The organism is Gelidibacter gilvus (assembly GCF_004115975.1).
Lineage (GTDB): Bacteria > Bacteroidota > Bacteroidia > Flavobacteriales > Flavobacteriaceae > Gelidibacter > Gelidibacter gilvus.
The window spans coordinates 1-23,038 of record NZ_SDDZ01000008.1; the positions used below are offsets into that span (position 1 = coordinate 1).

The window sequence follows — 23,038 nt, forward strand, 5'->3', positions numbered from 1 at the left end:
TTAGGAGCTTTGTGGGATCTTCAATCCCTTTTGCCAGGCTTGCTTGAGCGTTTTTTCGTTTGAACTATTTTCATCCTTAATTATTGTTAGGAGCTTTGTGGGATCTTCAATCCCTTTTGCCAAGCTTCCTTGAGCGTTTTTCCGTTTGAACTATTTTCATCCTTAATTATTGTTAGGAGCTTTGTGGGATCTTCAATCCCTTTTGCCAAGCTTGCTTGAGCGTTTTTTCGTTTTAACTACTTTCAAAGCGGAGCTTTGTGGGATATGCAATCCCTTAAGTCAAGCTTCCTTGAGCGTTTTTTCGTTTGAACTATTTTCATCGTTAATTATTGTTAGGAGCTTTGTGGGATCTTCAATCCCTTTTGCCAGGCTTGCTTGAGCGTTTTTTCGTTTGAACTATTTTCATCCTTAATTATTGTTAGGAGCTTTGTGGGATCTTCAATCCCTTTTGCCAAGCTTGCTTGAGCGTTTGTTCGTTTTTACTATTTTCACCCTTAATTATCGTTAGGAGCATTGAGGGATATACAATCCCTTAAGCCAAGCTTGCTTGAGCGTTTATTTGTTTGAACTATTTTCTCCTTAATTATTGTTAGGAGCTTTGTGGGATCTTCAATCCCTTTTGCCAAGCTTGCTTGAGCGTTTTTCCATTTGAACTATTTTCTCCCTAATTATTGTTAGGAGGTTTGAGGTAAATGTAATCCCTTTCATCCAATTTTGCTTGAGCATTTTTTCATTTGAATATTCATATTTTTTGTGACGAGTCTTTCAAATCAGATTCTTAAAGGGAGGTGTTTTATTTTGAATTTTAAGACCAGCATTTTGATCTTGAAATCTAAAGTTTAGAAATGATGACTAAATAATAATTTAACTTTATTTAGATGAAGTATTTTAAAATCAGATCGATGCGAATTGTTGGCTCTAGTCAAATTTCTTGTTATGTGTAAAGAATGAATCAGATCAAAGAGTCTTGGGAATTTATGTTGTGAGGAAATTGTTGGTGGAAAACACCAACAATGGCAGAAATATGCAATCCCTTTGTCCAAGCTTCCTTGAGCGTTTTTTCGTTTGAGCTATTTTCATCCTTAATTATTGTTAGGAGCTTTGAGGTAAATGTAATCCCTTTCATCCAATTTTGCTTACGTATTTTTTCCTTTGAATATTCATGTTTTATAGTGCCGAGTCTTTCAAATCAGATCCTTAAAGGGAGGTGTTTTATTTTGAATTTTAAGACCAGCATTTTGATCTTGAAATCTAAAGTTTAGAAATGATGACTAAATAATAATTTAACTTTATTTAGATGAAGTATTTTAAAATCAGAATGATGCGAATTGTTGGATCTAGTCAAATTTCTTGTTATGTGTAAAGAATGAATCAGGTCAAAGAGTCTTGGGAATTTATGTTGTAAGGAAATTGTTGGTGCAAAACACCAACAATGGCAGAAAAACTCTTTCTTTCAGGGTTGTGGTAATTTGCAAAACTAAAGGCATGATAAGAATCCAACCAACCGTGATTGGTGTGTCATCTGTTATCTGCATTCTGATAAATGGTTTTCATTTTTGTTTCTGAAAGTTTGAATTTCAGATCTGAAGGGTATGAAATCTGTGTATCGCTTTGTCTTGGTGATTGGACACAAAACGGAATGGGTTTTCAAATGTTAGACCTTTCATTTTAGAGTCTCTCGTGGTATTTATGGTTTGATGCTTAACGCTCCGGAAGGGCATTTAGCCACTTGGGCAATCAATTCCTCTGAAGTTGCATTTTCTGGTTTTATCCAAGGTCTGTTCTTTGGATTGTAGACTTTGGGTAATGTTTTTACACATATTCCAGAATGGATACATCTTTCAGATTTCCATAAAATAGTCACCTTTCCATTTGAATATTCTTTTGTTTTCATTATTTGATTGTCTTTGTCTATCTTCCATTAAGGCTTATGACAAAACGTCTCTAATACTTTTATCCCTATCAAATCTGCTTTTGGCATAAGGGCAAAGGGGAATGATTTTTACGTCGTTTTTCCTTGCATAATCAACGCCAGCCATGACCAATTCTTTTGCGAATCCTTTCCCTTCAAATGCTGGCTCCACGCCTGTGTGGTCAATTATAAATTTGTCCTTACCAGCCCAAGTAAAGGTCATTTCACCAGCTTCTTCATTATTTTCATAAATAACGAATCGTCCTTTTTTGCCATTGTCTTCTCGTTCTATCTTTGTCATAGTACAGTGTGTTTATAAGTTATTAACGTTCTCAATTGTCATTATTCGTTACAGATCCTCCAAATCGGGAACTCTGAATTTTTTAATATCCCAATTCGCTTTTTTGGCGCCTGCTTGATACGTGGACTCCAGAAAATTGAGTAACTCTTGCCTTGGATTTTCTGTGTTCAGTAAATCTTTGTATTTCAGAAGTGCCATAGGGCTCCCGTTACTCTCGATCCATGCTGCAGTTGCAGGTTTTATAGGTTCCTTATCAATTCCCTTAGGTGAAGGATAGGTATAGGAATAGAATGCTGGTTCGGGAACATTCTCATCGCCTGGCCAAAATCCAAAACTTATGCATTCGTGGGTGTAAGCATCCTTGTCTGATAGTCGTGCATCTGCTGGCATTGGAGGGGCTTCGTTCCCGGAGAATCGCGTGACTACTAAATCAAACGAATGCCAATAAAGTTGGACAGGACAGGTTTTGCCATAAAAACGACCGCTGAATTCTGTGAAAACGTTATTTATCCAAAGCATTATTCGCCATAAATCTTTGGTGTAATCGGGGTCATAGTGATGGTATTCTGTAATTTCATCAAAAGGTTTTTCGATACCCAAGTCAAAAGGCACATTTACAATGGATACCGAAATATGCCGTTTTTCTAGGATCCCCATCAATTGTTTATAGAAATCGGCAACCGTAAGCGTATTGTGTAGCGGGAAGTGATCAAAATCACCTCGACTTGTAGTAACCTCCAACTGTTGATCTACAACGTTTATGGTGATTTCAAACTGATCTGATCCTGAGTTGTAGGGGATTGGACCTGATGTGAATCCACGGGTTCCTATGTACTGCGTAATGTACCACCAATGATTTTTTCTTGGGGTCATTTTTAGACGAATTTTCCCTATAATCTGTAAAAACAGATGTAGCGTCATTTTCTTTTGTACATTCTCCTTATAGGGAAGGTTGGGAAGTTGAAGTGGATTTTCCATAATCATTTTATTATCTAGTTAAGGGTAAAAACCCTGAAATTTCATAGCAGGTACTTTAGTTTCTTCAAATGTTTTAGCCACGTCTCGATGGCTATCGGGAACACGAATAATTATGTATTTTTTCATATCCTATGTTCGCTATTTTGCTACGCAGACTTTCAGTCTGCCAATATAAACTAATGGTTTCCCAGTCCGTGGTGGTTTGTTTTGGATTGGAACTTGTTTAAATCATTTTCAATTCTAAAAGTTAATCAATCTTATGCATTATCTCGCATATTTTTTAAGGCTTTTGTCCAACGCTCCAATGTGTTTAGCATGGCGTTTGCCGAATTCTCAATAGACTTGCTAGCTTCAAAAACATCATTTTCATTGATAAATTGAGCGAAAAACGGAATGTTTACGGCCTGCGGCAACGGCATCATTCCTAAAGCAGTTACTGGAGATTTTAGTTCTTGAACAGCTCTAGTTCCTCCTGAAATCCCACCATAACTCACAAATCCCATTGGTTTTTCACTCCATTCCGCAGAGAGATAATCGAGGGCATTTTTCAATGCGGCTGGATAACCAAAATTATATTCGGGGGTCACGATCACAAAAGCATCGGCACTATCGATAGTTTCGCTCCATTTTCTGGTATGTGCTTTGGTGTATTTCTGTAGCCTCGGATGCTCTGGTTCGTCCATAAAAGGAAGATCTATTTCCTTTAAGTCGAGCACTTCTACTTCGAAATTAGAATGTTGATTTACAATATTTAAAAACCAATCTGCCACGATAGGACCCTTACGTGAAGGTCTGGTACTGCCAATAATGATTTTGAGTTGGAATTTCATCTATTATTATTATTATTATTATTCATTGTTATTATTGGTTATTTACGATGAGGCTTATGCGACTGATTTCATGACAAGGATTATGTTAATATTAATCCTCCAAATAACCGAATTTTCCGATATTGTAATCATTGAACGCTTGGATCAATTCTTCCCTCGTGTTCATTACAAAAGGACCTTGCGCGGCAATTGGTTCGTTGATGGGTTCACCACTCAAAACTAAAACTACGGCATCATCGGTGGCTTCAATTTCAAAAGTATCGCCATGATTGGCCATGAGTGCCAAATGGTCGTTTGGTGTTTCTTCTTTTCCATTGATCACAATATTGCCCTCGATGACCAGAAGTGCCGTGTTGTACTCAGCCGGGAATTGAAAGTCGGCTTTTCCTCCTTGTTTGAGCTTGGCGTTGAACATATGTACCGGAGTAAAGGTCGAAGCTGATCCTTTTGTGCCTTTGTATTCTCCTGCAATGACTTCAATAGTTCCAGCGCCATTTTGCAATTCATATCGATTGATATCCTTGTATTTTATGGCTTGGTACTTCGGATCGGTCTTTTTGTCCTTGGCGGGCAAGTTGACCCATAGCTGCACCATCTGGAAGTCGCCACCTTTTTTGCTCCATTCAGCTTCGTGGTATTCTTTGTGTAAAATGCCTTTTGCTGCGGTCATCCATTGAACGTCCCCTTCGCCAATAATGCCACCACCGCCACTACTGTCGTGATGGGCTACTTTCCCTTTATAGGCAATGGTTACCGTCTCAAATCCTTTGTGGGGGTGGACGCCAACTCCTTTTGGCTTATCGGAAGGTGGGAATTTATAAGTTGAATTGTAATCCAACATTATAAAGGGACTCATGCGTTGCATGTCCAAGCGAAAACCGCTCGGTATGAAGTTGTGTACCCGAAACCCATCGCCAACAAAATGCGGCTCGCGTGGGCTTGCTACTAATTCTACTGTTCTTGTTTTCATTTTATGGGTTTTTTATATCTCATAAATAAAGGTCGGTACTTCTCGTCATATCGGAAATCCGATTTATGATGTGTGAGTTACCGACCTTTATAAATAAACTTTTATTTATTTATTACTGTTTGATAAATTGAAGATTGGCAATCAACCTCACTTTGTCACTTACTACAATACTACCTGCCTCCGTCACTGCGTTCCAGCTTAAGTTGAAGTCTTTACGGTTAAGTGTTCCTTCAGCTTCAAAACCTGCCTTGGTTTGACCGTATGGATCAACAGCCACCCCGTTGAAATCAACTTTAAGGGAAACTTCCTTGGTGATATCTCTAATTGTTAAATCGCCGACCATTGTTTCTCCATCAAAAGATTTTGATTTGAAAGAAAGGTTAGGGTGTTTTTCTGCGTTGAAAAAATCATCCGACTTTAAATGCTTGTCTCTATCACTGTTTTTTGTATTGATAGAATCGATTTTTGCACTGAAACTGAATTTTGCATCTTTAAAGGTATCATCAGCTGATTCAACATGCGCATCAAATTCTCCGAAGCTGCCTGTTACCGTTGAAATCATCATATGTTTTACTTTGAATTCAATTTCTGAATGTGTTGGATCTATTTTCCAAGTTGTTTTTCCTGTTGTTGTCATTTTTTAAGATTTATATGTTAAACATTTAATTTGATACAAAACTACGTTACTATATCAACCTGTGCATTGATGTATGATAAGAAGTGAGCTGTTTGGTAGTCAATTGTTTAAGATGAACCTATAGATGAAGGAGATTTGCCCTGATTCGGGAGATTTCTAGTCCGACAACCCCAGAAGAAAGGATGATGAGCATTGGAAATTGTGGCATTCCCTAATAAAGAAGTATGATTTTCTGTATAATTTCTTAAGGTTCTAATAGGGCATAGGACGCTTCGGTTTTCATATAAGGAAATGTTACTTGGCCACTTTTTAACCTTAATATCTTATATCTATAGAAGTGGCTTTACCGATAAGCAAATTAAATAAATGATTTCTAATTCCAAGATACAGCAATTTGAGAGCTGCTGCAGTGACGAAGGATAAGACCTTATGTTCTGAAGTTTTTTCGTGCCAATTCTTTACGGACCCGGCTTAAACTTTCAGGGGTTATACCTAAATAAGAAGCGACCATGGTTTGTGGGACACGTAAAAGGATGTCTGGATACATTTCAATAAACTGAAGGTAGCGTTCCTCCGCGCTCGCGCTTAATAACATATTGACGCGATTCTGTAAATGGCGAATGTGGTTGTGGAGAAGTTTAGTGTTGAATTCTGTGAAAGACGGAATTTTTTCTGAAAGCAATGCGATGAAATTCTCATCGATCAGTACCACTTTGCTGTTTTCCTGGGCTTGGATATAATAAGAGGATGATTCATTAAAATAGGCACTTTCCCTATCGGATACAAACCAGTTTTCTGGCGCAAATGAAATGGTGTGCTCTTTGCCCTTACTGTCTATGGAATATTGTCTTAACAATCCCTCTTCGACAAAAAATGTGTGCTTGCAATGTTCATTTTCCCGCAGGAGGAACGCGTCTCTTTTAACGTTTTTTACCGGACAGGTTTTAACTATCGACAGAATATCATTTTCGTCAACTTCAAGATTTGAACTGAGATATTTTGTTAGTTTGAGACGGTCCATTTTTGTTCGGAATGTTCGATTAAGTTACTGACTATTTATTGTGGGTATCAAATTTACATTTTTAACTAATGGCATATAAAAATAAATAACATGAAGAAGTGTTTTTATTATCTAGTTAAAGGTTAAAATTATACTCTTGATAAGTATCAGGATCCGTTCCGATATTATTGATTCTATGCCTATTTTAGCCACGAACCTGCCCGTCCGTTCAGGCGAGTACAGGAATTATGATGTGTTTTTTTTAAATTTATGACCTGCACCTATCAAAGTTATTTTAAAATCTGTTATGAATAGGTAGAGATATGCGTTCCTCTCATTTTTCACATTGTACAGAACAATTTCTTTTTCTTAGCTCGTTTGGATTTATTCTCCATACACTATCCATACATTATCCATGGAGTATCTATGGAGTATCTATGGATTGGATCCGTCCAAAAACAGCCACTAAAATATCGAATATTGAAGGCTGAACATCGAATATCGAAGTAGGTCCATTTTTGCCCATATTTTGTGAAAGTTGAAATTGCCTGCCCGTCCATAGCTTTAGCGAAGGCGGGTAGCATTTGCGGAGGGGGGAAAATGAACTTAAACTTGAACTTGAACTTGAACTTGAACTTGAACTTGAAAGAGTTTGACTTTGAATGTTAAATTCGGGACCTTGAAGATGTCTATCGTGTATGTAGGGAGTATCTATGGATTGGATCCTTCCAAAAACAACCATTAAAGTATCGAATATTGAAGGCTGAACATCGAATATCGAAGTAGGTCCATTTTAGTCCATATTTTGTGAAGTTGATATTGCCTGCCCGTCCGCCTGCCCATCCATAGCTTTAGCGAAGACGGGCAGCATTTGCGGAGGTGGGGGAAAATGAAAATGAAAATGAAAATGAACTTGAACTTGAAAGAGTTTGACTTTGAATGTTAAATTCGGAATCTTGAAGATGTCTATGGTGTATGTAGGGAGTATCTAGGGAGTATGTATGGAGTATCTATGGATTGGATCCGTCCAAAAACGACCATTAAAGTATCCAATATTGAAGGCTGAACATCGACTATCGAAGTAGGTCCATTTTTGCCCATATTTTGTGAAGTTGAAATTGCCTGCCCGTCCGCTGCCCGTCCATAGCTTTAGCGAAGGCGGGAAAATGAACTTGAACTTGAACTTGAAAGAGTTTGACTTTGAATGTTAAATTCGGAATCTTGAAGATGTCTATGGTGTATGTAGGGAATATGTAGGGAGTTTCTCTGGATGAGACCTGTACAAAAATAACCATTAAAATATCGAATATTGAAGGCTTAATATCGAATATCGAAGTAGGTCCATTTTTGCCCATATTTTGTGAAGTTGAAATTGACTTACCATCCGACTGCCCGACCATAGCTTTAGCGAAGGTGGGTAGCATTTGCGGAGGGGGGAAAATGAACTTGAACTTGAACTTGAACTTGAAAGAGTTTGACTTTGAATGTTAAATTCGGAATCTTGAAGATGTCTATGGTGTATGTAGGGAGTAAGTAGGGAGTATATCTGGATTGGATCCGTCCAAAAACAACCATTAATGTATCGAATATTGATTTCAAAGTGGAGCTTTTAGGGAAATGTAATCCTTTAATGATAATAACTCCTAGCTTGCTTGAGTGTTTTTCGTTTACTCCATTTTCAAAGCCGAGCTTTAAGAGATAACCAATCCCTCTTTCCCAAATCACTTTTCTTCAAGTTTTTAAGCGAATTCTCCTGATTTTCACTTCTAATGCATCGATAAGAACGTGTTGTAATATAACTTCATGTTCTTTAATTAAATATTTCTGAAAGTTGATAAACCTTAGTTGTTGTGGCTTTATAAAGAAATAATGAAGTCAAAAAGTTATGGGCTTTTCCTTTGGGCAAAATTGTTGGTGGAAAACACCAATAATGGCAGAAAGTATCGATTATTGAAGGCTGAACATCTAATATCGAAGTAAGGTGCATTTTTGTCCATATTTTGTGAAGTTGAAATTGCCCGTCCGTCCGACTGTCCGTCCATAGCTTTAGCGAAGGAGGGAAAATGAACTTGAACTTGAAAGAGTTTGACTTTGAATGTTAAATTCGGAATCTTGAAGATGTCTATGGTGTATGTAGGGAGTAAGTAGGGAGTATCTCTGGATTGGATCCGTCCAAAAACAACCATTAAAGTACCGAATATTGAAGGCTGAACATTGAATATCGAAGTAGGTCCTCTTTTGTCCATATTATGTGAAGTTGAAATTACCTGCTCGTCCGACTGCCCGTCCATAGCTTTAGCGAAGCTGGGTAGCATTTGCGGAGGCGGGAACTTGAAAGCGTTAGCCTTTGAGTTTTAAGTTCGGGACCTTGAAGATGTCTATCGTGTATGTAGGGAGTATCCAGGGAGTATCCATGGAGTATCTCTGGATTGGACCCGTCCAAAAACGACCATTAAAATAGCGAATATTGAAGGCTGAACATCGAATATCGAAGTAGGTCCGTTTTTGTCCATATTTTGTGAAGTTGAAATTGACTGCCCATCCGCTTGCCTGTCCATAGTTTTAGCGAAGACGGGTAGCATTTGCGGAGGGGGAAAATGAAAATGAACTTGAACTTGAACTTGAAAGAGTTTGACTTTGAATGTTAAATTCGGAATCTTGAAGAGGTCTATGGTGTATGTAGGGAGTATCTAGGGAGTATCTAGGGAGTATCTAGGGAGTATGTAGGGAGTATCTATGAATGGGACCCGTCCAAAAACAACCATTAAAGTATCGCATATTGAAGGCTGAACATCGAATATCGAAGTCGGTCCGTTTTTGTCCATATTTTGTGAAGTTGAAATTGACTGCCCATCCGCTTGCCTGTCCATAGTTTTAGCGAAGACGGGTAGCATTTGCGGAGGGGGAAAATGAAAATGAAAATGAACTTGAACTTGAACTTGAACTTGAAAGAGTTTGACTTTGAATGTTAAATTCGGAATTTTGAAGATGACTATGGTGTATGTAGGGAGTAAGTAGGGAGTATCTCTGGATTGGACCTTTCCAAAAACAACCATTAAAGTATCGAATATTGAAGGCTGAACATCGAATATCGAAGTTGGTCCGTTTTAGTCCATATTTTGTGAAGTTGATATTGCCTGCTTGTCCGACTGCCCGTCCATAGCTTTCGCGAAGGCGGGTAGCATTTGCGGAGGTGGGGGAAAATGAAAATGAAAATGAACTTGAACTTGAACTTGAAAGAGTTTGACTTTGAATGTTAAATTCGGAATCTTGAAGAGGTCTATGGTGTATGTAGGGAGTATCTAGGGAGTATGTAGGGGTATCTATGAATGGGACCCGTCCAAAAACAACCATTAAAGTATCGCATATTGAAGGCTGAACATCGACTATCGAAGTAGGTTCATTTTAGTCCATATTTTGTGAAGTTGAAATTGCCTCCCCGTCCGCCTGCCCGTCCATAGCTTTAGCGAAGGCGGGTAGCATTTGCGGAGGGGGAAAATGAACTTGAACTTGAACTTGAACTTGAACTTGAACTTGAAAGAGTTTGACTTTGAATGTTAAATTCGGAATCTTGAGGATGTCTATGGTGAATGTAGGGAGTAAGTAGGGGGTATCTAAGGAGGAGATACGCTATACCTATTTTGTGTGACCCGTCCTAAAATAGCTATACAGATCTATAAATAAATCTTGGTCTAGTGTACCAATAAATTTATTTAACCTTTTATGAGTCAGTATGTTTGAGAAATAGGCAATAAATGCCAATATTATTCAGAATCTTTTATACGGCTTATGCCGATGCAGATCAAGGCTGAGAGGTTTTGGATAGGACTTCCAGCTTCTGATCATTGAAACATTCATAAACTCTCCAAGACTATATTATATATTCTAGTTTTATGAAATATAAGACATCCTAAAGAAGCTGCTAAAATTTAGGTCTGCAGGCAATTAGATAAGTATTGAAATGTAGAATTTACAGACGGAACACGACTTGCAACACGTGTTGCCAGTGATTGTTTGCGTATTCTCGGTCATTTGCATTTGCCGCGAATTTTCCGGTAGTTTGAAGGCGTAAGGCTATTTTTCGATTAAGCCAATACTGAACGCCACCTGAGAGGTTTGCAGAGGCATTTAATTCACTCATATAAAATATACCGATACCTGCACTAGCATAGACATCAAGGGATTCTAATTTAAAAAGATAGTCTCCAAAATACCATTTTAAATTGCTGTTTGTGGAAAAGTATGTTAGATTTTCACTTGGATAGCCATCATTTAAATATTTTCCTGCTTTAAAACCATTTAGACTTAAATCTTGTTCCAAAGCGAATTCTTCTGTCCATTGGCGTTCAAGGGCGATAGCAAGTGGAAATGTAAAACCATAATCACCCAAGTCTTTAACAGGATTTCGTGATCCTAAGTTGCCGACAGCGTTCACACCAACACTAACTTTCCAATCTTTATCAAAAGCTCGGAATCTTTGAGCATTAACGGTAGTATATCCTAAAACGGAAATAAACAAACAAATCATCAACTTTCTCATAAAAAAAAACTTTGAGCAAAAATACTCCTTTACTTCTAAACTACAAAGCTAATTTGTTGTGTTTTTGAAAGATTATCTTTTCCTAATTGATATTTTGTTTTTTAAAATGTGGGTTCTGTAACTTTTATTGACCATAAGCAATTTTAGTCGCTCCAAAAAAGCAGTGATAAATGTTAAAGTTTTTTGAGTGAGCCATCCTAGCCTAGGATGCTTTGTTTTAAAACAAAAATAAGTTTTCAATAGCCTAGAATAGCTGCTAGTCTTGAAAGGTTGAAGTTCTGAAAAGAATATGCTTGATAATTTCAAGAAAGACTGTGATTGTTTTATGTTGGAGAGAACTTGTTGTAATTCAACATTATCTTGCAGCCCTAATGCTAAGCAATCATAAATGGTCTTTAATTTTATATATCCAAAAAAGTGAGCGTTATCGTTAATTTGTGTGGTAAAAATAGCGATCCGAATGGAATCTTCAGTGGAAGCAACATTTATACCATCGATTTTCTGTTTGTTTTTGAGCAATACATTAGGATCCAAGAGCGCTCTGTACTTATGCACTAAAACCTCACTATGCAATTCGATGGCGCCTAGTTTATTAGGGTCTATTTGTCGTGCTAAATGGCGATAGTTTTTTGTTTCGTAATTGAACGAGACATTTTCAGTATAGCCTTTGTGTTCCAGAAGATTAAAAGCTTCATCTATTTGCGAAGGAGCAATCAAAATGTCTATATCTCCAATCATGCGTTCCCCTATATCTTTAAAAGTCCCTCCTGCTATTAGTGCAATTCCCTTAATAAAAACATGATCTATTTGTGCATGATTCAATACCTCTGAGATAGCACGTGCTTCTTTTAAAAGTTTTTCATTTCTATTGCGATTAATGGCTGTGAGCTCTTCTAAATACTCATCTAAATCTGTTGGAATGTAAGGCAAAAGATTCTTTGCCTTGAGTTGGCAATAGAGCGCTGGTAACATTAAATGTTGACTGGCAATGATTACAATATGCTCCCAATTGAGCTTGGTCGCTCTAATTTTTGAGGTTAACTGGGCTTCATTATTCTTGAAACTCAGGATCTCAGCAATCCATTGTAATGTTTGATAAGTTGAACTTTTCTCCAAGGTCGTTAGTTAGTCACCTTCAAATGTAATTAACACAAATGATATAGCGATAATTATGAGTCAAATAACTCAGAAAATTTTGAAACCGCAAAGGCATTATCAGCATAGGTGAGCTCATAACAGCAAAGACCTTTAAGCCAATCTAAAAAAAGTTTAGAATTTGATCCCAATGGCGAGAGCCATGACTCAGGGATTAATGTTTCTAATATTTTTTCAATACCGATTTCCTTCATTTCTGATGTATTAGCATTAGCATCATAATTGACATACACAATCTTTTTACAAGGAAAATGTGATTTTGTTTGCCCAAAACCATTGATGGGAGGAATGTACTTGATCGTTACATTTTTTGAATTACTCTTGTATAAAGGGAATTCATTAAAGTTTGGAAATAAAGGTTCCAAGACACTAAATGCTCCTTTTTTAACAGAGATGCCAGATGGGAAACGATATGCTTCGCAATCTTCTGCCAATAAAGGGGTGAAATCATCTGCCAAAACATCAATGCCATTGGCCATCAACACAGCAGAGAGGGTGCTTTTCCCATTCCCCGAATCGCCAATGATCATGATGGCTTCTTTGTCATTGCACACCGTAGATGCGTGAAACGTGGCAATCCAATCAGCTTCGTTTTTATGGTAAAGCGTATTGATGAGCTGTAGTGCGAATTGGCCGGTTAACAAATGGTATTCTGATACAGGATAATGGCCAATATACCTCTTATTTATAAATAAATAAAGATGATTCTCCTTCTCAAAGATATCAAATACGGTGGATGACATGTCCTCTTTCAATACTGCGGCATGCGACCATTGTGGATGAATTAAGTTTTGAATGTCAATAGAACCATAATTCACGGTGATTGACGTGTTACCAAACCTATAATTCTTTTTAAAGTCCGTCTTTTTTATGTAAACAGTACTGGATTTATTTGAGGTATCGCTTTTTGAAGAGGTGTTTACCTCTTTTAGTAATTCATTGATCTCAGCGTAGTAAGTATTTGAGTTGCGGTTTGAAATATTTATAAATGATTTTAATTGTTTATTAAAATCATATTCACTTTCAGAGGCAAAATAAACATCCAATAGTACCTTGAGTGCTTTGGAAATAACAATATATTGATTGGAAGCCTCAAACCACAAAACCCAACTGTCTGATAGTTGGGTAGAATTTGTTGCGAAAAAGTTGTTTTTCAAGTCAAAAAGCTATTGTGTAATTATGGAAATGGATCTCCTCCAGTTATAGGAGGTGTTGAATCCTGCTGTGCCTTAGCGGGAGTTAATATAGCAAATGTGCCTATAGCCGTCAGAGCGGCATATTTACCCATGCGCTGCAGAGCTTCTTTTCGTGTGATTTCTGTTTTAGGATTTTTCTTTTTCATGTTTCAAATATATGGTAATTTTATTAATACACAAACACTACCCGTCAAATCTGACGTGATATAGTTTATTGATTAATCTGTATTTTCTTTATTTTAGAACCTGTTGTATTGTTTATTTTTACAATATAAATTCCTGAAGACAAGCCGCTAACATCAAATCGGTTTGTTGTTTCATTGTTGCTGAAGACAGCTGTTTGCAATAAACGTCCATTCAAATCATAAACTTCTAATCTGGAGTTTTCAGAGACCTGACCTTTCACTATAATATGTCCTGAATTGTATGGATTGTAAATTTGTAGATTATCAAAATGAGAACTTTCCAAATTTAGTGTGCTGTTTGTGAATCTTAATGAGAATCTTTTTGATCCTGAAAGATTGGTGTCTGGTGTGAAAACGTAATCACCAGTAGTAAGAAGTATAGAGGTGTTCGTTATGTTATCCTCAAAATAAACGTCAACCTCCCTAGGTAGTGGTAGAGGATACGGAGTATATATGCCACTTATCGTTAATTGCTCGCCTTGATTGGCTTTAATACCAATAGGGACAATTACCTCAGAGTCTAATATGCTATAAGGTAAAGTTTGTAAAAGTAACTGAAGATTACGATTGTCTTTGTCTTCAACTAATTTGGAATATATCGAAAAAGTAGGGTTTCCTATTAGTTTTGAATCGTAGCCAGGATCATGATCTAGGGTGCCGTAAATGTTGAAATAGATGTCGGTGTGATAAGATTTTGAGCCACTTGCAATCCTGATGCGTATGCTCGCTTCGTCCTCTTCTGCTGTACTTCTATTTGGGATAAAATCATCGCTCTCTCCAGGTTCTCTTAAGGTTGGGTCAAAGGTTATAGTACCTCCGGTAATTTTTGAAAGTACGTAGAAGCCTTGCCCAGGAGCTATCAAATGGTTAGAATTGGACAAGTTTACGACGTCCCAAATATCAGGGCTACCTCCAGCATACCCATAAATACCTATACCGTTATCATCAATTTCATTTAAATTGTTTGAAAGAAATTGTCTCGTGTTTATATAAGAACTATAAGGATTTCCAATGAGGTTCCATTGTGCAAATTCGTTGGAAGTATTTAATATTGGAATACTTACCGCATTTGTATTTACGGTTCCAGTAAACGTAAATAAACCACCAATACCTGTTGAAGACGCTCTATAGCCTGAGGCAGATGTTAAAATGGTATTTGCGTTGTTGATGGTATCATAATTTTCATATTTTCCAGTAGTCTTGTTAAATGGAGCAAAAGCCTTTTGAGCATTGTTAATAGGATTACTCAGCAAGTTACTGTTAGCAGCTGCAAAAGCACCAAATGTCTGTCCGGCAAGTGGTGCAGAGATTAAATCATTGCGACCTATTGGTGAATTCCCATTAACATACCTGCTATAATGTATCGTACCTATGCCATTCACTGATGTAGGAATTAAACTTGGAAACTTCGTTGAGTTAGATACTAAAGTGACCAAACCGTTATTGGTAAAAGTGCCATCTACCGTCAAGGCGCTAGCTGGACCAATATAAGCGGTGCCTCCTGCCACAAGCTCTATATCTCCTGTAACTGTGCGTTGATATTCATCATCGATGACAATATGTGCGTATTTTCCGCCAGCAAATAGTTCCTCGAAGGCGTTTTCGTTATTAAAAGTATGTAAAATTGGGGTATTTGTATGTTGTGTTGGTATAACTGTATTGGTATTGATGCCAATACCACCGAAGTAACCTGAGCTAGTATTGCCATTAAAAGTAATTGGATATCCAACATCTCCATAGCCGAAAAACCCACTATTATTAGACATAAATATACTGAAATAAATGCCTTTTGCATGGTCTATTTTAGATTTTGGTATGGCGATTTCTAATGCTGTTGAAGAAGTGTATTGTATGAAACTTGATAAATTTCCAGACGTTTGGTCTGTCCATTTTGTTCCATTGTTTCTGTGGTGGAAGGATTGACCGCCAACATTATTTCTTATTGCAATGCTGTGATCAGCCCTGTAAGGAAGAGTAGGTATTCTACCATCGCGAGGGAATCCTGTAGGAGAACCCTTGCCCTTTAAATCTGGTGTAGGATCTGTATCAAGATATAATGTAAAATGGTCATAAGCATCAAAGTTTTCTCCGTTTGTTCTAAATGCACCAAAATACATCGTAGTCTCGTCAAATGTGACGTAATAATCAACGTTATCCCCGCCAGTTATCTTTTCTACGGCATTAAAATCATTTGGATTACCAGTAAACGTAATGGTATGATGAGGTTGCGAATAAGAGATGTTAAAAGTTATAAGAAGGATAGTTAAAAGCATCCAGCGCTTGTAATTTTTTGCCATAATATAGTGTTAATATGAGGGTTGTGATTAGATTTTAATTGCGTGCAAGATATTAAAAGTAAATGCATTTTTCGAACAAAGGGATGAAAAAATTAAATAGAGGTCTGTTTTATGCAGTTTTCATGAGATCAAGCTTTTAAGATTTTCAATTTGGAAGCTTAATATACGAAAATATTCTTAATCTTCTCCATCGATCCTGATCGTAATTTTACAAGATACATCCCGCGAGATACTATAGATAAGTCCACTTTATTGTTTTCGATTTGGGCATCAAGCTGACTGTTGATCAAACGTCGCCCTTGGGTATCATAAACCGTGATGATTGTATCTGGCTTTAATTTCCCCTCGATGTGTAGGGTTTGGGACCCGTTGGTGGTGAAGATTTGAAGATCGTTCAGACCAGTGTCGCCGTAAGTCAAGGTAGCCTTAACCAAATGTAAAAAGAAACGTCCAGAATCTGGCTCTTCAGAATTTGCGATGAATTGATAATCGGCCAAGTTCAAATGGGTAAAGGTCTCTGTCCATTTATCCTCCAAGTACACTTCGGTCTCTTCTGGTAGAATGGCATCGGCAATACTTATGGTGACGCGTTGCCCTTTAGAAGCATTAAGTCCTATTGGAATGCTAAGCTCGTGGGCAAGATCAGCATAGGCAAAAGATTGGATGGCCATATCAAGAACCTTATTATTTTCTACCAAATGTGAAAAGATTGCAAAATCTGGAGCTTTTCCACCATAGATACCGGCATCATAACCTGGATCCAGACCTTTTGTTGAGTGTTCATTAAAATAAAACTCGGTGTGATAATTATGCACGCCGCTTTCAAGTTTCAGCCTTAAATAGCCTACTTTATCTTCCACTGGTGATTTGTCCACACTAAATTCGTTCGGTTTACCAGCGGTACGCATCGTTGGGTTGAAGCTAACTAGTCCGCCACCATTTTTGGAGGCTACCATAAAGCCTTGTCCAGGGGTTAATTCTGCATTGGGATATAGGGTAAGATAGGCGAGGTTGTAAATGCTCCAGCCCTGTGAAACATCGCCATTGAAAGTGTACATCCCGGATGAAACTGGTGCAAATTGTGCATTATTTACGGCTAAAAAATCGGACACTTTGATGTAGGAAGGATACGGATTCCCGATAAGGTTCCATTCGGTCAAGGCGGGTCCCGAGTTTGAAATTTCTTTATGCACTGCGCTGGTGTTCACGGTGCCTTTATAGGTGAAACTGCCATTGTTGGTAGCCGCTGCTTTGTATCCTGTTGCTGGTGTGAACACGGCGTTATCTTTCTTGGAATAGTTGGTATATGCCGCTTTTCCTTTTTCAAATGGACCATATAAAAACGGCGTATTGGTCGTGTTGGTCACAATATTGGGGTTTCTTGCTCTAAAATCATTAAAGTTCTCCCCGGTTACCGGGGCTGAAACAAGCAGTTCATTGCCAGAACCTCCCAGCAAGGTTTTGGTTTTCATTTGACGTTGGTACTTGACAGTTCCTGTAACATTACCAGTGACAATCAAGCTTGAATACTCATCTTCCCCAGAATGTAAAGTGATATTGCTTGCGGTGGATACATCGCCGTTCACAGTAATGGCACCTGTTTTTTGAACCATAACCCCGGCTTCCGGATTCACGATTAAATTTTTGACCTGTACGTGGTTCTTTTCCTTATAAATGCCATTAAAAATTATGACGTTCTCTCCGGCAGTTTTTGCGTTAGGGGCGTGCGGTATCCAAGTACCATCAGTATATTGTAAACCATCGTAGATAATCTTGCCTGCAAGACGAATTCCGGTATTTTCCAATCCAAGCACCGTGCCCAGTCCGCCCTCTATGTCCAAGGTTCCCAATGGTCCCAACATGCCAATATTGGCTGCAAATCCATAAAGTCTGAAAATTATGGTATCTCCAGGAGCAGATCTAAGTGCTGTTTCAATGGTAGGGGACTGTCCAGAATTACTTACTTTGTCATGGGCATAGATGTCAGATTTAAAATCGTCTAAACTGGTTCTTATTCTTATTTTGGCGGGGCCATTCCCAGTAAAAAAATGAGAAAACCCATCGGGATCTCTGTCAAAGTTAATTTGTAATTCAGTGATGTTTATAATATAGCCGGGGGCGGCGGTTACAGACCATTCAATATAGTCTCTAAGATCAATACTCTTATCGGTAGTCCAATTGCCACTATTAAATGTTAGCCCACCACTGACGGTCAGTCCCGGACCTCGGGTTAATGGTGCAGCAGTTATATTTGGAGCGGTCGCAACTTCTGGTGTTTTAGTTCCGGAAAATGCGGCAATATCCTGACCGAAAAATGGTAATGCCATACATGTTGACAAGCATATTGTCATCATTTGTTTCATCAGAATTCTATTAGCCATCCACTGAGTTTTGAGCAAAATTATAAATGAATTTATTTAAGATGAAATTTAAGTCTTGGAAAATTCAAGTCAAAAGTAGGTATAAACTACTTATGTCCAAAACGCCTTAGTAATTTTATAACATTACGACCAGGGTGTGCACTACAAATAATGGGAAATAAACGCTTTGATCTTCAGGTATAATTTCACCTAGGTTCTTCTTATTCTTCTTCTTAATTCTAGGATTTTGGCCATATCTAATTTTAAATCTTTTATTACCTAGTGGAAGTCGTAAGTCTGCAGTAATTTTAATGATTAGAGAATTCCATATGATCTTTTAGTTCTAGCGGGTTTCTTAGGGACAATTACAAAGCACAAAATAAAACTCTCAATTGTGGCACTTCTAACATTTCAGTTTTTCTGATTTAAAGGAGATTCAATCATTTTAAATTCTGTGGCTTTCGTGATTTTGACTCACAGTTTCCTATCTTTGTAAACCCAATTCATCTAAACAGGAGCCCATGCCTTGGTACGTACTCATTACAAAACCCAAATACGAACTTAAAGTTGCCGATCGGTTGGAAAAAGATGGATTTGAAATCTGTTGTCCCACCCGAGTAGAAATAAGGCAATGGAGTGACCGTAAGAAGAAAGTTATCGTGCCGCTATTGCCTTCAATGGTCCTGATTAACATCGCTGAAAAAGATCGCGCAAAAGTTTTTACGGTTCCCGGGGCAGTTAGATATCTGTTCTGGTTGGGTGAACCTGCTATTGTACCGGAAAAGGAAGTGCAAGTGCTCAAAGACATTGCCAACCAAAAGCAACAAGTCATCTCTACAGAAAAGATTGACGTAGGTCATGAAATCAATTTAAAGGAGTTTGGTTTCGCTGCAAATAAAGGTACTGTAAAATATATTTCAGGAAACCAATGTTGGGTTGTTTTGCACAATTTGGGCTTCGTGATAAAGTTAAAAATTAAGTAAAACAGTCCATCCATTCTATAAATTAATCCTATTTTTGCCTGTTTTTGGGGCTAAATTCAACCAATTTAGTTATTAAATAGTTCGCTTTATATCAGGTGGTTGCACAGGTTTGTGTGATTGTCAATGGCGAAGCCATTAAGTTACTTAAGAATCAATTATACGTTTAAAATGAAAAAAATTGCACTAATTACTGGAATTACTGGTCAGGATGGCGCTTATCTTGCGGAATTTCTATTGAATAAAGATTATGAAGTTCATGGTGTCAAAAGACGGACTTCTTTGTTCAATACCGATAGGATTGATCATCTATACCAAGACCCACACGAAAAAGATCGAAATTTTTTCTTACATTATGGTGACTTGACCGATAGTACTAACCTAATCCGACTGATTAAGGAGATCCAGCCTGACGAGATTTATAATCTTGCCGCAATGAGCCACGTTAGTGTTTCTTTTGAAATTCCTGAATATACTGGAAATACAGATGGTCTAGGAACCTTAAGAATTTTGGAAGCAGTACGTCTGTTAGGGATGGAGAAGAAAACACGGATCTATCAAGCCTCCACATCTGAACTTTTTGGAAAAGTTCAAGAAGTGCCACAATCTGAAACCACGCCATTTTATCCGCGTTCGCCTTATGCAGTTGCCAAGATGTATGCCTATTGGATAACGGTCAATTACCGGGAAGCTTATGGCATGTATGCTTGTAATGGTATTTTGTTCAATCACGAATCCCCAATTAGAGGTGAGACTTTTGTTACAAGAAAAATTACACGTGCGGTATCCCGAATTGCTCTTGGTTTACAGGATAAGGTTTTCTTAGGGAATTTGGATGCTAAAAGAGACTGGGGGCATGCTAAGGATTACGTCCGAATGATGTGGATGATCCTTCAAGCAGATAAACCTGAAGACTGGGTCATTGCTACAGGAAAAACCACCACGGTTAGAGATTTTATAAAAATGGCCTTTGCGGAGGTTGGGGTTGACTTAGAATTTAAAGGTTCAGGAGTTGAAGAAAAAGCCTTTGTAACAGCGTGCCATAATGATAAATTTCAATTGCCAATAGGAAAAGAAGTGGTGAATGTTGATCCTAAATATTTCAGACCAACAGAGGTGGATCTTCTAATAGGAGACGCTTCTAAAGCTAAAAATAAATTAGGATGGGTGCCTCAACTCAATTTGCAGGATTTGGTTAAGGATATGATGAAAGGCGATGTTAAACTCATGCAGAAAGAACAGTACCTAAAAGATGGAGGTCATAAGACGCTGAACTATTTTGAATAGCCATGGATAAAAATGTAAAAATATATATTGCTGGCCATAATGGGATGGTAGGCTCTGCCGTATGGCGGGCTCTCAGCCATTTAGGATACACCAACTTAATTGGGAAAAGCAGTAAGGAACTCGATTTGCGAAACCAGGCTCAGGTCACTGATTTTTATGAGCGTGAACGACCTGTGGTTGTGATTGACGCGGCTGCTAAGGTTGGCGGCATTTTGGCCAATAGTGAACACCCTTATATGTTTTTAATGGAAAATCTTCAAATTCAAAATAATTTGATCGATGGCGCTCATCAGAACGAAGTGAAAAAATTCATCTTTTTAGGAAGTTCGTGTATTTACCCCAAGTTGGCACCGCAACCTTTAAAAGAAGACTATTTGTTGACGGACAGTTTAGAACCCACTAACGAGTGGTATGCTATTGCGAAAATTGCCGGTGTAAAAGCCTGTGAAGCCATTAGAAAGCAATTCAAAAAAGATTTTGTCAGTCTTATGCCGACAAATCTATATGGACCTCATGATAATTTCGATCTGAAATCGTCCCACGTCTTACCTGCAATGCTCAGAAAGTTCCATGAAGCAAAACTGACCAATGAAACTGTAGAATTATGGGGAAGTGGAACGCCTATGCGGGAATTCCTTCATGTGGATGATATGGCACAAGCGGTGGTTTATGCTTTAGAAAATGTTCTTCCTGAACATCTCTATAATGTAGGTACGGGTAAAGATGTGACCATAAAAGAGTTAGCTGAAACCATTCAGAACATTGTGGGGCATGAAGGTCCTATTAAATGGGACGCCTCAAAACCTGATGGCACCCCACGTAAATTAATGGATGTATCCCGATTAAAGGAGCAGGGGTGGCAGGCTAAAATTGATTTGAATACGGGTATAAAAATGACTTACGAGTGGTTTCTTGAAAATCAGAAGTCGATAAAAAAGAATATTTTATAAAATAAGAATGATTTGTGTCAGCTGACTTTTGAATTAATCTGACATCTAATAAAAATACTTAAAGAGAATGAAAATCAAGAATATTTGCTGTATTGGTGCTGGATATGTTGGAGGCCCTACCATGGCGGTCATTGCACAAAAAAACCCAGACATTAAAGTAACCGTTGTGGATATCAACGCCGCTCGTATTGCCGCTTGGAATGACGAAGACCTGAGTAAGTTGCCTATTTACGAGCCCGGTTTAGATCAAGTTGTGGCAGGCGCCCGAAATCGGAACTTATTTTTTAGTACGGACGTTGATGCCGCTATTGAAGCTGCCGATATGATTTTTATTTCGGTCAATACACCCACCAAAACCTATGGTCAAGGGAAGGGGATGGCTGCCGATTTAAAATATATTGAGTTATGCGCAAGACAGATTGCCAGAGTCGCCAAAACGGATAAGATCGTTGTAGAGAAATCTACATTGCCTGTAAGGACGGCCCAAGCCATCAAAAGTATTTTGCACAATACCGGGAATGGGGTACAATTTCAGATTCTGTCCAATCCAGAATTTTTAGCGGAAGGCACTGCAGTACAGGATTTAATGGCGCCAGATCGTGTGCTGATTGGAGGTGAACAAACAAAAGAAGGCTTTGAAGCCATCCAAGCTTTGGTGGATATCTATGCCACATGGGTGCCACTTGAAAATATTCTGACCACCAATCTATGGTCTTCTGAATTATCAAAATTAACCGCCAACGCATTTTTGGCCCAACGGGTATCTTCCATCAACGCACTTTCAGAATTATGTGAAGTGACAGGGGCTGATGTCAACGAGGTCGCCATCGCCATTGGGAAAGATAGCAGAATCGGGCCAAAATTTTTAAAAGCATCGGTCGGGTTTGGAGGTTCCTGTTTTCAAAAGGATATTTTAAACCTCGTCTATATTGCTAAATCTTATGGATTAAATGAGGTAGCCGATTATTGGGAGCAAGTCATCATTATGAACGACTATCAAAAACGCCGTTTCGCTTCTAAAATCATTCAAACGCTTTACAATACCATTTCAGGTAAGAAAATCGCCTTCTTAGGTTGGGCCTTTAAAAAGGACACCAACGATACGCGAGAGTCTGCTGCCATTTATGTGGCAGATCAATTAATGGAAGAGCAAGCCCATATCGTTGTTTATGATCCAAAAGTAACTGCTCAACAAATGCAGGCAGACCTTAATTATCTCAATACGCGTTCTGAAGCCGATAACGAACAGAATTTAACCACAGTTCTTAATCCTTATGACGCCTGTAAAGATTCGCATGCCGTAGCTGTTTTAACGGAATGGGATGAATTTAAGACCTACGATTGGCAAAAAATTTATGACGAGATGAAAAAACCGGCGTTTGTATTTGATGGTCGCGGAATTTTGGATCAGTCGGCTTTAGAAACCATAGGCTTCCATTTTTATGCCATTGGGAAATAAC

Annotated in this window: 18 protein-coding genes; 4 read left to right on the forward strand and 14 right to left on the reverse strand. The window is 38.1% G+C overall.

Going from position 1 to position 23,038, the window contains the following annotated elements; all coding sequences use genetic code 11:
• Window positions 1-1,687 precede the first annotated feature (1,687 nt).
• The 14 genes from ESZ48_RS12995 to ESZ48_RS13055 form a co-directional block, all read right to left on the reverse strand.
• On the reverse strand, window positions 1,688-1,894 hold the full coding sequence (locus ESZ48_RS12995; protein ID WP_129017935.1) for a (4Fe-4S)-binding protein: 207 nt from the start codon (window positions 1,892-1,894) through the stop codon (window positions 1,688-1,690).
• Window positions 1,895-1,928: 34 nt separating this feature from the next.
• A complete protein-coding gene (locus tag ESZ48_RS13000) occupies window positions 1,929-2,213 on the reverse strand; it encodes a GNAT family N-acetyltransferase (RefSeq protein ID WP_129017936.1) in 285 nt (94 codons plus the stop codon).
• A gap of 48 nt (window positions 2,214-2,261) precedes the next feature.
• Window positions 2,262-3,191: a DUF5996 family protein gene (locus tag ESZ48_RS13005; protein ID WP_129017937.1), complete on the reverse strand. Its 930-nt coding sequence runs from the start codon at window positions 3,189-3,191 to the stop codon at window positions 2,262-2,264.
• A 257-nt stretch (window positions 3,192-3,448) separates the two neighbouring features.
• The gene (locus ESZ48_RS13010; RefSeq protein ID WP_129017938.1) at window positions 3,449-4,021 is read right to left on the reverse strand and encodes an NADPH-dependent FMN reductase; all 573 of its coding nucleotides are present in this window, start codon (window positions 4,019-4,021) and stop codon (window positions 3,449-3,451) included.
• A 91-nt stretch (window positions 4,022-4,112) separates the two neighbouring features.
• Window positions 4,113-4,991 carry a pirin family protein gene (locus tag ESZ48_RS13015; RefSeq protein ID WP_129017939.1) on the reverse strand — a complete coding sequence of 293 codons (879 nt, stop codon included), beginning with the start codon at window positions 4,989-4,991 and terminating at the stop codon, window positions 4,113-4,115.
• Between the two features lie 112 nt (window positions 4,992-5,103).
• On the reverse strand, window positions 5,104-5,628 hold the full coding sequence (locus ESZ48_RS13020) for a YceI family protein (protein WP_129017940.1): 525 nt from the start codon (window positions 5,626-5,628) through the stop codon (window positions 5,104-5,106).
• A gap of 427 nt (window positions 5,629-6,055) precedes the next feature.
• Complete coding sequence (locus tag ESZ48_RS13025; protein WP_129017941.1) at window positions 6,056-6,649, reverse strand: Crp/Fnr family transcriptional regulator; 594 nt, start codon at window positions 6,647-6,649, stop codon at window positions 6,056-6,058.
• A gap of 1,862 nt (window positions 6,650-8,511) precedes the next feature.
• On the reverse strand, window positions 8,512-8,874 hold the full coding sequence (locus ESZ48_RS13030) for a hypothetical protein (protein WP_129017942.1): 363 nt from the start codon (window positions 8,872-8,874) through the stop codon (window positions 8,512-8,514).
• Between the two features lie 1,724 nt (window positions 8,875-10,598).
• Window positions 10,599-11,168: a hypothetical protein gene (locus tag ESZ48_RS13035; RefSeq protein WP_129017943.1), complete on the reverse strand. Its 570-nt coding sequence runs from the start codon at window positions 11,166-11,168 to the stop codon at window positions 10,599-10,601.
• 72 nt (window positions 11,169-11,240) lie between these two features.
• Entirely contained in the window at window positions 11,241-12,284 is a 1,044-nt protein-coding gene (locus tag ESZ48_RS13040; RefSeq protein WP_129017944.1) for a nucleotidyltransferase family protein, read from the reverse strand.
• Window positions 12,285-12,337: 53 nt separating this feature from the next.
• A complete protein-coding gene (locus ESZ48_RS13045) occupies window positions 12,338-13,480 on the reverse strand; it encodes a hypothetical protein (protein ID WP_129017945.1) in 1,143 nt (380 codons plus the stop codon).
• Window positions 13,481-13,500: 20 nt separating this feature from the next.
• Window positions 13,501-13,665: a hypothetical protein gene (locus tag ESZ48_RS19330; protein ID WP_190246263.1), complete on the reverse strand. Its 165-nt coding sequence runs from the start codon at window positions 13,663-13,665 to the stop codon at window positions 13,501-13,503.
• Window positions 13,666-13,730: 65 nt separating this feature from the next.
• Window positions 13,731-16,001: a T9SS type A sorting domain-containing protein gene (locus tag ESZ48_RS13050; RefSeq protein ID WP_129017946.1), complete on the reverse strand. Its 2,271-nt coding sequence runs from the start codon at window positions 15,999-16,001 to the stop codon at window positions 13,731-13,733.
• A gap of 158 nt (window positions 16,002-16,159) precedes the next feature.
• Window positions 16,160-18,328, reverse strand: coding sequence for a T9SS type A sorting domain-containing protein (locus tag ESZ48_RS13055; RefSeq protein ID WP_223266450.1), 2,169 nt, complete (start codon window positions 18,326-18,328; stop codon window positions 16,160-16,162).
• Window positions 18,329-18,882: 554 nt separating this feature from the next.
• Here ESZ48_RS13055 and ESZ48_RS13060 point away from each other — a divergent pair.
• The 4 genes from ESZ48_RS13060 to ESZ48_RS13075 all read left to right on the forward strand — a co-directional run bounded on the left by ESZ48_RS13060 (window position 18,883) and on the right by ESZ48_RS13075 (window position 23,037).
• Window positions 18,883-19,344: a UpxY family transcription antiterminator gene (locus ESZ48_RS13060; protein ID WP_129017948.1), complete on the forward strand. Its 462-nt coding sequence runs from the start codon at window positions 18,883-18,885 to the stop codon at window positions 19,342-19,344.
• 168 nt (window positions 19,345-19,512) lie between these two features.
• Window positions 19,513-20,628: a GDP-mannose 4,6-dehydratase gene (gene gmd, locus ESZ48_RS13065; RefSeq protein ID WP_129017949.1), complete on the forward strand. Its 1,116-nt coding sequence runs from the start codon at window positions 19,513-19,515 to the stop codon at window positions 20,626-20,628.
• Window positions 20,629-20,630: 2 nt separating this feature from the next.
• The gene (locus ESZ48_RS13070) at window positions 20,631-21,578 is read left to right on the forward strand and encodes a GDP-L-fucose synthase family protein (protein ID WP_129017950.1); all 948 of its coding nucleotides are present in this window, start codon (window positions 20,631-20,633) and stop codon (window positions 21,576-21,578) included.
• Window positions 21,579-21,645: 67 nt separating this feature from the next.
• Window positions 21,646-23,037 (forward strand): UDP-glucose 6-dehydrogenase, encoded by a 1,392-nt coding sequence (locus tag ESZ48_RS13075; protein ID WP_129017951.1) that lies wholly within the window; start codon window positions 21,646-21,648, stop codon window positions 23,035-23,037.
• Window position 23,038: the final 1 nt, after the last annotated feature.